A 12264-nucleotide genomic window follows, 5' to 3' on the forward strand; every position below is an offset into this window, starting at 1 on the left:
GGGGGGCATAAAAAAGCTGGGGGTGACGGTGCTGATCCGGTAGCTTTAGGAGCATGTCGAAACCGGCTCTGCTTGTCGCTTACCGTCTGAAGGTCGGCCTCCGGGATATATCGCCGATGATTTGGCGACGCTTGCTGGTTCGCAGCGATCTGACGCTTTTTGGTCTGCACCGGGTAATCCAGATCGCGTTTGGTTGGGAAGATTATCATCTCCATGCTTTCAAGGTGCATGGGCGCCGTTTCGGCACGCAAAGGACGGGTGAGCGTCACCACCTTGTCGAGGACGGGAAAATTCTGAGGGAACTGACACTTGCCGACCTGTCGCTGCGAGTGCGGCAACGCATGATGTACGAATACGACTTCGGCGATTTCTGGGAGCACGAGATCCGCGTCGAAGCGCGTGAACAACCGAGCGCAGACAAGCCCTGGCCGGTCTGCACCGATGGTGCTCGCGCCGGTCCGCCTGAGGATATCGGCGGACCGGGTGGATATGAGCGATTGCTCGAACGTCTCGATGAATTGCGCTTCGATCAGGGAAATGGCCTGGATGACTTTCTGGATGAAAACGATACCAGCGACGGCGAGGAAGATGACGGCGAAGAGTGGACGCCAGCTGACCGCGCCGGGTTCGACGGTCCAGATGATCCGCTGCTGCGCTACGATCCAGATTCCATCGATCGCCGCGCCATCAATCTCGCGTTGAAGGCTGAGTTTGTCGGCAAGGACCGGCCAATGTCTGTGGACTGATGCTCAGGCAAGCTCGGCTTGAGCGCGTCTGTCATCGCGTACCCGCATGATCGTCTGCCGGCTTGTCGAGAACGCCTTGCTGAGCGCGGACACGGTTTCGCCGCTTTCAAGGCGGCGCTCGACCTCGGCGCGCTCGTCTGTTGTAAGGCTCGCAGGCCGTCCGATGGCCTTGCCCTCCGCCCGCGCGCGGCGTAGCCCGGCCTGGGTGCGTTCGATCAGCAGGTCGCGCTCGAATTCGGCGACCGCGTTGATAACGCCCATCGTGAGCTTGCCTGTCGACGAGGTGAGATCGACGCCGCCCAGCGCCAGGCAGTGGACGCGAACGCCCATGCGATCGAGATCGGCGACGGTGCTCGCCACATCCATCGCGTTGCGGCCGAGCCGGTCGAGCTTGGTGACGACGAGGACGTCGCCATCCTCTAGCCGGTCAAGCAACCGGGCAAAACCCTTGCGTTCTTTCGCCGCAACCGACCCGGAGATGGTTTCGGCGACGATCCGCCGCGGCTGCGCTGCAAAGCCAGCGGCCTCAATCTCGTGCAACTGGTTGTCGGTCGTCTGGTCGACGGTCGAAACGCGCAGATAGGCAAAGGTGCGTGACATGGATCCGGCCTCGATTGTCCGGAAGGGGTGTCCAGTAAAATTGGTGTGTCCGCAAGATGGTAAGGCTATTTTATGGACAGGGTTAGCTGTAGGTGACCGTAACCGGTCGGTTTCGGACGGCGGCACCGATGTGCCGGCCAATGAGTTCCCTTCTTCATGGAGGAATGAGCTCATGCGCTTCACCATCACCCTCACCGCAGCAACGGACGACAGGCCAACCAGCGGCATATCCATCGCCGTCATCGAACGCGACGACGACACGCTTACGATCGATGATCTCGGTCTCAGGATCGCGGAGAGCAAGCGACTGCTGGCCGCGCTGCAGCTCGCTGTGGTTCAGACCCAGGCGCTCGACTGGTGTCGCCGCCAGCGCGCTTGTCCGTGCTGCGGATCAGCAAGGCAAATCAAGGATCATCGTTCGATCATGGTGCGCACGCCGTTCGGAAAGATCGCCGTGCCAAGTACCAGGTTCCGGCGATGTACATGTAAACCCACAGCGGGTATCGCGGCGCCGATCGTGGCGGCGCTGCCCGAACGCGTCACGCCGGACCTTCTCGAGCTAGAGGCGCGCTGGGCTTCGCTCGCGTCCTACGGCATCACCGCGGAACGCCTTGCCGACGTCCTTCCGATCGGTGACGCGATCAACGCGACGACGATCCGGCAGGACACCCTACGCGTCGCGGAGCGTTTGGAAGCCGAGCTTGGCACCGAGCGACGCTGTTTCATCGAAGGCTGCGAGGCGGACTGGACCGATGGTCCGCTGCCAGGACCGCCTGTCACTGTCGGGATCGATGGAGGCTATGTACGATCATGGTACGATCGGCCGAACAATTTCGAGGTGATCGTGGGTAAGTCCGTCGTCGATCCGGGCGAGGATGGCGAAATTAGCGAGCCAACGCGCCGGTTCGGCTTCGTGGTCGGACATGACGACAGGCCGCGTCGTCGCCTTCATGAATTGCTGCTGGAGCAAGGCGTCGGGATGGACCGTGAGATCACCTTCATGTCCGATGGTGGCAGGAACGTCCGCAATCTTCAATGGGACATGCGGCCGAACGCCGAGCATGTCCTCGACTATTTCCACATCGCCATGCGGGTGACGGTCATGCAGCAGATCGCGCGCGGATTGCCGCCCCCATCCGAGACGGATAAAGACGTGGCCGTCGCCACTCTCGAGCGAGTTCGGCACTTCCTCTGGCACGGCAACTGGCGCCGTGCTCTCGACCTAATCGGCGACGTCGAGACCAGAATGCTTGGTGCGACAGATCCGGATGTCACCGACGAGCCGATGAGCCACCCACAGGTCTCGCCGCAAGCTCGCAATCTCCTCAAGCATTTGCGGGAGTTCGAAAGCTATATCAGCGCCAATGCCAGCATGATCCCGAACTATGGCGAGCGACGACGATATGGCGAAGCAGTCTCGACCGCCTTCGTGGAATCGACCGTCAACCAGGTCGTCGCAAAGCGCTTCGCAAAGAAGCAACAGATGCAGTGGACGCCCAGAGGGGTGCATCTGCTTGTGCAACTCCGCGTCCGTACCCTTGATGGCACGTTGGCCAATGACTTTCAGAGGTGGAGGGACGAACGGAAGGCGGCATGACCCCCAACTTTCTCATGCTCCCCCTCATGCTCCCCAAATGCATCTGTGACGGTTAAGCTGTCCCAGCGGTATCCACACTCATGAGGATCGCGGCTTCCGCTGAGCCATAGCGCGTTACGATAGCTAAGATATACGATTGCAAGCAGTCATGCCCCACCCCCGCGCGTATCTGTCCTCATAGCGCACGATGTCATCCTCACCCACATAAGGGCCGGTCTGCACTTCGATGAAGACGGTCGGGATGCGACCGGGATTTTCGATGCGGTGCCGCGCGCCCACCGGAATGTAGATCGACTGGTTCTTGGTCAGCAGCGACACCTCGCCGTCCAGCGTCACCCGCGCCGTCCCCTCGACCACGATCCAGTGTTCCGAGCGGTGGAAATGGCTTTGCAGGCTCAAGGACTGGCCGGGCAGCACGGTGATGCGCTTGACCTGGAACCGCCCGCCGACCAGCAAGCTTTCGAACCAGCCCCAGGGGCGATGATCTTTGGGAAAGGTTTCGGCTTGTGGCGCATGCGGCTAAATTTTTTCATAGGTATCCTTAAGATATCCTAAGGATACCTAACAAGTACCTTTTCCGCACGGTCAGGTCCTGTTGCACGCGCTGGAGAATGCACAAACGACCGGGCGGCCCGCAACCGTGCGCGAAAACCATCGAGCGCTTCCCGAAGGCGCGCACATGCTCTATTTCCGCGACGAAGAAGCCCGGCTGATTGTCCTCCTTGTCCTGTGTGGACGGCAGGATGGCGATCACCGCCTCCGAAGCTCCAATTCGTGCTTTCGAGTAGAAATAGGATCGCCATGCCAAGAGGGGCCGACTGATGGGAAAATCGCAGGGCGACCTGTTCCAGCTCGACAGCCCGCTGATGGGCGAGATCCGCGGCGAGCGGTCGCTCATGGCCTTTCCCTTCTTTGCGCTCGCCAAGAATGCGTGGATGAAGCCACTCGCCTATTCCACTTCCACCGTCCAGATCGAGGTGCGCCCGTCCGCGCGCGGGGTCGCGACCATCTACGACAAGGAAATCGTTCTCTATATCGCCAGCCTCATGGCCGCGAAGATCGAGGCGGGGATGGACGTGAGCCAGGACTTCACCTTCACCGCGCACGATCTTTTCACCGTCACCGGCGCCAATCACAGCGCTCGCTCCTACTCGCGCCTGTCCGACGCGCTGGAGCGGCTTCAGGGCACGCAGATCCGTACCAATATCGAGGCGGGCGGCGAGGGCGAGGAGGGCTTCTTTTCCTGGCTATCGGAAGCGCGGCTGCAATATGCACGCTCGGGGAAGGGCGAAAAACGCCTGAAAGCGGTCAAGGTACGGCTGTGCGACTGGCTCTTTCGCGCCATTTTGCGGGACGGGCAGGTGCTCGACTATGCCAACACCTATTTCCAGCTCGGCCCGATCGAGCGGCGCATCTACGAGGTCGCGCGATCGACCTGCGTGGAGGGCGAGCCGCTCGACCTCGACCTCGACCTTCTGCGCCACCAGATCGGCTTCCAGAACCCGCTGTCGAACTTCCGCATCGCCATGCGCCAGGTCGTGGCCGCCAACGCCATTCCCGATTACGACATCCGCCTGATCGAGGATGCCCCTGCCCCGCCGCCTGCGGAGGGCGAAGAGCGCAAGGTCGGTCGTCGTCCCGCCAAGGCGCGGGTGATCGTCACCCGCCGCGCCCCTGCCCTCACCGAAGCGGACGAAGAGATCGCCGAGGCGTGAGCCGGTCGGGGTGATTCGCAAGGCCGGGCAATTCCTACTCGAAAGCACGAATTGGGACGGGAGTTTCTACTCGAAAGCACGAATGGGGAACGGCAATTCCGACTCGAAAGCACGAATTGAATCCCCATTCCTACTCGAAAGCACGAATGATTTTCTGCATTCCTACTCGAAAGCACGAACCGGAAGGCCTTTCGAAATAGGAGATTAGCTGCGATCATGGGTCCGCTCGCGGCATCTGGCCTTGCGAGCATGAGCTGGGCCGGTCGATGCCGGTCAGGGGATCATGGAAGGGCGGCTGTGACCACATAAAAGAATACCCGGCACGAAGGCCGGGCATCCGTTGGAGTAGTGGAGCGACGTCGCCAAACGTCGAACCGGGGGCCATAAAAGGCAACACAACCCCTTCTTCCTACGCCAGTTTCCCTACGGTTTCAAGGATGCGCGCTTCGCGCCACGCCTTCTTTTTGTCTGGTGACGGCCTTCCATAAAGGAGGGACGAATGGGAACGCTTGCCTTTGGCGAGGCGCTGGTCGGCGCGCTGGGTGCACATTTGCCGGGCGCGAAGCCGCGCGCCTCTTACAAAGATGGCTGGCGCAAGAGCCGCTCTGGCGCACCCCACCCCACCGGGGCGCCGGTGCTGCGCGACAGCGTGGAGGAAGGGACGTTCGAGCATCTCTTCTTCACCCCACCCGCCAAGGGCGAAACCGACCGGCTGCTGCGCGCCGCGCGCCGTATTCTCGACGCCGGGCGGCAGTTGCGCCGCGAAGCCCGGTGCGACGGTCGCGTGCTGACCCCTGCCGAGCGGCGGCTCACCACGCTGACAGCGGCCAGCGTGCGCGTGTTCGAGGAAATCCTGACGCTGGCCCGTCTCAACAAGGGGCGCGTCTTCCCGAGCTACGATTATCTCGCCGACGCGACCAGCCTCGGCCGCGCCACCGTCGCGCGCGCGCTGCGCATCCTCGAAGGCATCGGCTTCCTCGTGCGGCAGCGCCGCTTCAAGAAGGTGGAGGGCGACGGCCCCGGCCCGCGCTATGCCCAGACTTCCAACGTCTATCGCGCCTTCCTGCCCGACAGCGTTACGCGCTATCTACCCCGCTGGATGCGCCCTGCCCCCCTCCCCGACGACGCGGTCCAGCGTGAGGCTGATAGGCAGGAGGATTTGGCGGCGATGCGCCAGGCGCTTTGTCCGCAGGAGCGGCGCAAGACGATGGAGACAGGCGCGTTGGCCAAGGTTCTCGCCCGGATCGAGGCGGCGCTCGACCGGCGAGATGAAGACCCTGAGCGTGAGTCTCAAAATCATCCGCAACCTCTCATGAAATCCTTTATAAAAGAAAAAGCGGAGTTGGCCTCAACCGGCCAACGCATCAATTACAATAGAACACTCCGAATGCTGAACACGCCGCCGCCCCAACCACTCGAGCCGACAACACAGAACGCACCGCTTCGCGGCGCGAATGCTCCCCAGCAGGAGCAAGTGGCTTGGGCAACGCCCAATACCACTGTCCAAGAGACCGACAGCTTCTCGCGAGATTAGTATCCGATAGCTATCAGCGATCCGTATGGTAGTCATCGGATATCCTTCTGATAATTGGCGTTGGCGTACGTCCCGAGAGAGGTGGACACCTCGAAAAACCGGGTGGTTTTGGCCTCATCGGTTAGGACGGGGCATGCGGGTCTGACGAGCTACGGTTTTCAGCCGCTGTTGGCGGTGTGATTTTCGTATTGAGACGTTCTCTGCACACAGATTTCCTGTCATGCAGGCGCAGTTCGGCTTTCGAGCCATGCGAGGCGCTGGAAATTATAGACCAGGTTGGCCATGCCGATCTTGATCCTGGCGCGAGCGATGCCGATGGTACGGACGACGAGGCCCATGCGGTGTTTCTGTCCGGCAAAGACATGCTCAACGGCAGCGCGGACCTTTGAACGCCTTGCATTGGCTCTGGCTATCCGTTCAGGCAACGGCCGCCTGGGCAGGCGCTTCTGGTGGATATTGCTGGTGAACATGCCCCTGGCGAGGAACGCCTCGTTCTTCTTCGATCGATAGGCGGTATCGGCCCAGACACCCGAGGCGGTATTCTCCTTGCTGATCAGGTCAGGCAGTCGCGCCCCATCATGGGCATTGGCGGCGCTCGCATCCCAGGTGCGGATCAGACCGTGAGCCCGATCGATGCCGATATGATTTTTATAGCCGAACATCGGGATGGCCAGATCGACCGGCTTTGCCGCTTTGGGATCGGCGCCTTCCTGGACTTTGGCCTTGCTATATTTGATCGACCAGCGCGCATCGCGGTCTTTCTGCCGGACCTTGGCCGGCGTCCATTCTTTGGGAATACGGCCTTCCTTGATCGCCATCTTCTCCTCCTGGGTGTTGCGCTGCCTGGGTGCGGGCACGACGGTGGCATCAATGATCTGACCGCCCATGGCCAGATATCCCTGGTCCTTGAGCGCGACATCGAAACGCGCGAACAGCCGGTCGATCGCCTTGGCCTTCACAAGCCGTTCGCGGAACAGCCAGACCGTGGTGGCATCCGGCACGGTGCCTTCCAGCCCCACGCCCAGGAAGCGCTGAAACGATAGCCTGTCCTTGATCTGGAACTCGGTTGCCTCGTCGGACAGCGAATACAACGCCTGTAGAACCAGGATTTTGAACATCAGCACCGGATCGAACGGCGGCCGTCCGCCCTTGTTACGAGGACCACGTCGCAGCGCAGCCACAAGCGGTCCCCGGAATAGCTCGAAGTCCACCACCGCCGATAACCGCTCCAGCGGATCGCCTGCCGCGCTCAGCGCCTCATATCGGTCCGAAAGATCAAAGAAACCCGGCTGTACTGCCATCTCTGCCTCCGCCACTGTGCCGACGAAGTGAATCAAATCTGGCCCTCAAAGGCCAGCGTTTTTCGAGATGTCCAGGTGTTAGGGCAATCCCTTCTCTCGCGTCGTCATTTCGCTTGACCGCCTGCATCGTTCCGGCGAGCAATCAAGACATGACCGTGATCGAAAAAGCCGCCCGCGCCCTCTGCCAGGCACAGGGCCAAGACGATAGCGCCCTTGTCGAGGGCAACCCTGCCTGGCGCGCCTATGTGCCCCAAGTCATAACAGTGCTCGCCGCGATCCACGAACCGAGCGATATCATGAAGGAAGCCGGCGCCGAAATCGTCCGCCATGTGGGGGAGGGCGAGTCCGACTATGCGCACCAGAGCGACGCCGCCAATATCTGGCGCTTCATGATCGACGCCATGCGTCGGGATAGCTGACGAGTTCCCGATAGCTATCGGGAAGCTATCCGATAGCTACTCAATATCTTCCGCCAGTGCCGTTAGCGCCCGTTCCAATACCGCGCCCAGCGGCACCCCCATCTTGTCGGCGATCCGGTAGAGCTCCTCGATCGTCTCTTCGGTCGCCTTAATATTGATCTGCCGATTGCGGCCCGTGGTGTGCCGCCGTGGCGCGCGCGCCGGACCGGAGGGCGGGGGAGGGGAGGAGACACGCGTTTCAGCTGTCCACGTCGCTGTCTCGCTTGTGGCTCCCTTCCCCGCCTTGCGGCTTGGAAAACCGGCATTCTCCGCGATCGCGTCGATCGCGGCGACAGGGACAGGCTTGGCAGCGCCGTCGGACGCGAAATCGTCGAGGTCGCTGAAAGGATTGGCCCGGCTCATGCTGTCATATCCTCCTGTCGTGCGCCCTTGCCCCGGCTCTTGCGCAGCCGCTCGATCACCTCGACCGCGAACAGTTCGGCATTGGCGATCGCCTTGTCCAGATTGGCGACCTCTTTCGGGTCAAGCGCTTCGAGCGTTTGGCGGAAAGAGAAAATCGCCCGAAACGCCTCGCGCTCATGCAACTGCGTCGCAAACATCGGCACGCCCGCATCGGTCAGCCCATCCTGGATATGCCCCATGGTCCGCGTGCGGATGATGGGACTCGTCCGCGACAACAGCACGCCATAGGGCACGGCGCGTCCAGTCATCTTTTCATGCTGCTTCAACACCCGGATAGCCCGGCTTGCCTGCTCCGCATCGAGTTGTGACCCCTGCATCGGGATGACCACCAGATCGGCCTGGCTGACGGCCAGCAACACGATCTTGGCCGCTGTGCCTTCTAGATCGACGATGACGAAAGGGGTTTGCCGCGCCGCATCCTCGATCCGGTCGAGGATAGTGTCCTCATCGACATCGGCGAGGATCGACAGATTGTCGGGTAGGGCGGAATCCTTGCCCCAGGAAGCGATGGGATGATTGGGATCGGCATCAATGATCGTCACCCTCGCACCCCGCGCCAACTGCGAGGCGAGGAGGAGGGCAGCCGTGGTCTTCCCGACGCCTCCCTTAGGACTTATGAAGGCGATGGTTGGCATGGATATCCTTTCAGCTACCATGTAGCTATCTGATATCGATCTAGTCAATCTTTTGTGGGAGCGATATGTGCTGCCATGTCTCGTATCACTTTGATTTTCTACGGACCCGAAATGGGCATTATGGGAGTGAAGAAGATAGTTGCCAGAATGAATTTGCCCCTGTTCGTCGCGATAGTCCTATGTGAGTGAACCTTTAGTGCGTAAACATGCGAACATAACTAGGAGTACCATTGAGAGAGGCTACTCTTAAATCGGCCGAATGCGGCGATAAATAGCTGGGAAGAGGACTTTGTATCTGCACGCAGAAACTTTTCGGTTGCCGACGCCCTTTGTAGCTGATCAGAAAATCACAACTGTTCGCAAGGGGTTTGCTTGTTCGAGTAACACAGGTACCAATTGTACGATTTGGAAGATTGGTCGAATGCAGCCCCAATCCACCGTCAGCGTGATGCTACCGCAATCGCAGGCCCAATGTTCGTTTTCATTCTTTGGTCATTGCTGGCGCCGTGGCTGCAATACATCTTATGGCAGCAATGCATTTCTCCCAAACAACATACCAATGCGTTGCGGTAATATCGAAATTAAAGAGTCAGTCTAATCATGAAAAGTTTTGCCCAAAATTTTGAGGACGTCATGCTGTGGCGAGCTTTGCATCATGTGGAATGTGGCTTCTTCATCGATATAGGCGCGCAACACCCTATCAAAGATTCTGTCAGCAAGGTGTTTTCCGAGCATGGTTGGACAGGGATTCATGTCGAACCTGTTCCACTTTATGCAGATATGTTGAGATCAGATAGACCTCAAGATCAGATAATAGAAGCGATCGTATCTGATACAAAAGGATTATGTACTTTTTACGAAATAGAAGGCACCGGACTGTCAACCAGTAATAAATATATAGCAGATCGTCATAAATCAAAAAATTTTGAATATCAGTCTATCGTAGTATCTTCGATCACACTAGACGATATACTTTTAATTAATCCTGATCGCGAAATTCATTGGCTCAAGATCGATGTTGAGGGAAGCGAAAAATCGGTTCTAAATGGTTGGAATAATCTTGATCGAAAACCCTGGATTATTGTGGTCGAATCTACTGAGCCGGGCACGCAGATAAGCAACTTTCTGGAGTGGGAGAAGCTTATTACCGATAAAGCATATAATGCAGTATATAGCGACGGTTTGAATAGATTTTATCTCAGCTCTGATCATAAAGAGCTAAGTCATCATTTTTCCTATCCACCAAATATATTTGACGGTTTTCAAATTAGTCAGCACTCAGACCATGTAATCGAAATTGTTCGTGATCATCAAAGTACGATCTCACAATTGGAAGCGCGCATGGTTGTGGACGCGGAATTGATCCGCTCCCAAGCAGACGCGCTTGTCTCGCAAATTCGTTCCGAAACAAACGACCAGCTCGATCAAGCGCAAAAGCGCGAAAAGGCCATTATCACCTCTGCTACTACCCAGAAACGATTTTGGCTGGACCGTTGCAGGCAACTTCGGCAGCGCTTGCAGATAAAGCATGATGAATTCCTTGTGCGGGAACATGAGGCTCGATACCAATCAGACCAACTCATAGCGCATGCGCGTACACAGGCCGATGAAGAGCTGAGAGCTGTTGAAGCGCAGCTAAATTCGGCTGTTTCCCGCGAATCAGCTCTCACAAATCTTTTAACCTCTGTAGAGAAGAGGCATGCCGAGAGCATGATTGCGGTTTTGGCGCGCGAACGCGAATCTCAGTCCCGCTCAGAGCAGGCGATGGAAGAAGCGCGCATACGAGTGCGAGAGTTGCAAGATGGACTTCGCCGGCAACTGGAGGTGGCCCAAGCACAGCTAGACGCAGTCATCCAGCGTGAGGAAATCCTTACCAGAACCTTGTTATTGCAGGAAGAGATGCACGCTTCTGCTTTAGCTTCGATAAAATCCTTAAATGACGAGAAATCGACGAATTTTATTCGAGAGATAGAAGAATACGAAAATAAAATTGTGAATATGAATTCAGAAATTCAAAATTTAAATATATTGTTGTCAAAAAAAGATAATATTATAAATTACTTAATAAAATACATATCTTATGTTCAAATTGCCATTATAGATTTAATGTCAAGTAGGGTATTGAAAATATTATCATATGCCAATTGCCTATCGAAGATAAGTGACTTTCCGGAAAAAATTAAAAATATCTTACGGATAGTTCGTGCATCGGATGTTGTGGTTTCGATGGAGATAGGCAATATCGCGCCTAGCTCGTCGGGCAATCCAGATGATGAAGTTAATCCTCACTCTGCGGTTTATTCCGACCCTGCCATGCACCAGGATAATAGCAAATTGAAGAACGTCGATATGCCCTTCCTACACGGCAAAAACATTATTGATCTTATGAGCCTAGGTCTAGATCAATTTATAATAATGTCATACAATTTGTTGTTAGGTAGAAATCCCGATCAATCGGAATTACGAATTCATGGCAGCTCATTGCGTGCGGGATTGGGCCGAAGTAAGATGCTGTTCGAAATTATTTCGTCGCCAGAATATAAGAAATCTTATGAGAATACGGTCGAAATAAAATCCGATGAAGACTTCATAAGCTGGCTTTATGACCGGTACATGCACCGTACACCCGATGCGGCCGGGCTTGCGCACTATGCGGGGATGCTGGCCCGCGGTGTGAAACGGGAGCAGGTCAAGCGGGATATCGCAGGATCGAAAGAGGCGAGGTCGACAGGCAGCCTGTGGTTCGAGCTTGACCGTCTCATGGACGCCGAGCGCCAGAAGCAGAAACACCGCCGTCATTGGTTGCGGCGTTCTCAACCCAGCGATCGGCAGCAACACCAGCAGCAAGAAGCGCTGCTGCAACTTTTCCATGATACGGGCGCAAAGCTGCGCGCTGCTCCGCACTCCACAGAATCTGCGCCGGGTGACCTTCCCCCTCATGCAGCGGACGTAACGATGGCCGGCATGGCCTTTAATCAAGTGGTTCGCCCGGTCGCGCCGCTCGAAGCCGTCGATATGAATGACATGCCCCCTGAAGCCCGCCGGATCATCGTGCGGCTTCAGCATGCAATGGGCGTATCAATGAACAAGGGGCACGCATGATGCGTATTGTAATCGATCTTCAGGGCGCACAGGGCGGTTCCAGTCGGTTCCGGGGAATAGGCCGTTACGGCCTATCCCTGACCCAGTGGATGGCGCACAACCGTGGCGCGCATGAGGTCTTCGTTGCGCTTAACGGAGAATTTGCGGAGTCCA

At 57.5% G+C, this 12264-nt stretch carries 11 protein-coding genes and 1 pseudogene; 6 read left to right on the plus strand and 6 right to left on the minus strand.

Translation table 11 applies throughout. The features are described 5' to 3' along the window. Positions 1–53: 53 nt before the first annotated feature. Positions 54–746: a plasmid pRiA4b ORF-3 family protein gene (locus DI606_RS18200; protein WP_293985306.1), complete on the plus strand. Its 693-nt coding sequence runs from the start codon at positions 54–56 to the stop codon at positions 744–746. A 3-nt stretch (positions 747–749) separates the two neighbouring features. On the opposite strand, the gene DI606_RS18205 is transcribed toward DI606_RS18200, so the two are convergent. Then, positions 750–1346 carry a recombinase family protein gene (locus DI606_RS18205; RefSeq protein ID WP_061772305.1) on the minus strand — a complete coding sequence of 199 codons (597 nt, stop codon included), beginning with the start codon at positions 1344–1346 and terminating at the stop codon, positions 750–752. Between DI606_RS18205 and DI606_RS18210 the strand changes: the two genes are divergently transcribed. Next, positions 1345–2943, plus strand: coding sequence for an ISKra4 family transposase (locus tag DI606_RS18210; protein WP_125961256.1), 1599 nt, complete (start codon positions 1345–1347; stop codon positions 2941–2943). The genes DI606_RS18205 and DI606_RS18210 overlap by 2 nt on opposite strands. Before the next feature lie 123 nt (positions 2944–3066). Here DI606_RS18210 and DI606_RS18215 read toward each other — a convergent pair. Together DI606_RS18215 and DI606_RS18220 are read right to left on the minus strand one after the other, a co-directional pair. Then, positions 3067–3432: pseudogene (locus DI606_RS18215) on the minus strand (cupin domain-containing protein); the annotation flags it as partial. 52 nt (positions 3433–3484) lie between these two features. Beyond that, on the minus strand, positions 3485–3697 hold the full coding sequence (locus DI606_RS18220; RefSeq protein WP_293985307.1) for a hypothetical protein: 213 nt from the start codon (positions 3695–3697) through the stop codon (positions 3485–3487). Between the two features lie 67 nt (positions 3698–3764). Between DI606_RS18220 and DI606_RS18225 the strand changes: the two genes are divergently transcribed. Both DI606_RS18225 and DI606_RS18230 read left to right on the plus strand, forming a co-directional pair. Then, entirely contained in the window at positions 3765–4658 is an 894-nt protein-coding gene (locus tag DI606_RS18225) for a replication initiator protein A (protein ID WP_293985308.1), read from the plus strand. A gap of 499 nt (positions 4659–5157) precedes the next feature. Then, on the plus strand, positions 5158–6192 hold the full coding sequence (locus tag DI606_RS18230) for a helix-turn-helix domain-containing protein (RefSeq protein ID WP_293985309.1): 1035 nt from the start codon (positions 5158–5160) through the stop codon (positions 6190–6192). A 218-nt stretch (positions 6193–6410) separates the two neighbouring features. Here DI606_RS18230 and DI606_RS18235 read toward each other — a convergent pair whose 3' ends face one another. Then, positions 6411–7493 (minus strand): IS5 family transposase, encoded by a 1083-nt coding sequence (locus DI606_RS18235; RefSeq protein WP_293985310.1) that lies wholly within the window; start codon positions 7491–7493, stop codon positions 6411–6413. 149 nt (positions 7494–7642) lie between these two features. Between DI606_RS18235 and DI606_RS18240 the strand changes: the two genes are divergently transcribed. Then, positions 7643–7912, plus strand: coding sequence for a hypothetical protein (locus tag DI606_RS18240; RefSeq protein WP_293985311.1), 270 nt, complete (start codon positions 7643–7645; stop codon positions 7910–7912). A 36-nt stretch (positions 7913–7948) separates the two neighbouring features. Here the strand turns inward: DI606_RS18240 and DI606_RS18245 are convergent, their stop codons facing one another. Both DI606_RS18245 and DI606_RS18250 read right to left on the minus strand, forming a co-directional pair. Next, positions 7949–8314 (minus strand): hypothetical protein, encoded by a 366-nt coding sequence (locus tag DI606_RS18245; protein ID WP_293985312.1) that lies wholly within the window; start codon positions 8312–8314, stop codon positions 7949–7951. Next, positions 8311–9030 (minus strand): AAA family ATPase, encoded by a 720-nt coding sequence (locus DI606_RS18250; RefSeq protein WP_367119493.1) that lies wholly within the window; start codon positions 9028–9030, stop codon positions 8311–8313. Before DI606_RS18250 ends, DI606_RS18245 begins: the two co-directional genes overlap by 4 nt. A 579-nt stretch (positions 9031–9609) precedes the next feature. Here DI606_RS18250 and DI606_RS18255 point away from each other — a divergent pair. Further along, positions 9610–12111, plus strand: a complete 2502-nt coding sequence (locus DI606_RS18255; RefSeq protein ID WP_293985314.1) for an FkbM family methyltransferase — start codon at positions 9610–9612, stop codon at positions 12109–12111. The last annotated feature ends 153 nt before the right edge of the window (positions 12112–12264 follow it).

Origin of the sequence: Sphingobium sp., from assembly GCF_003248505.1 — a bacterium.
Taxonomy (GTDB): Bacteria; Pseudomonadota; Alphaproteobacteria; order Sphingomonadales; family Sphingomonadaceae; genus Sphingobium.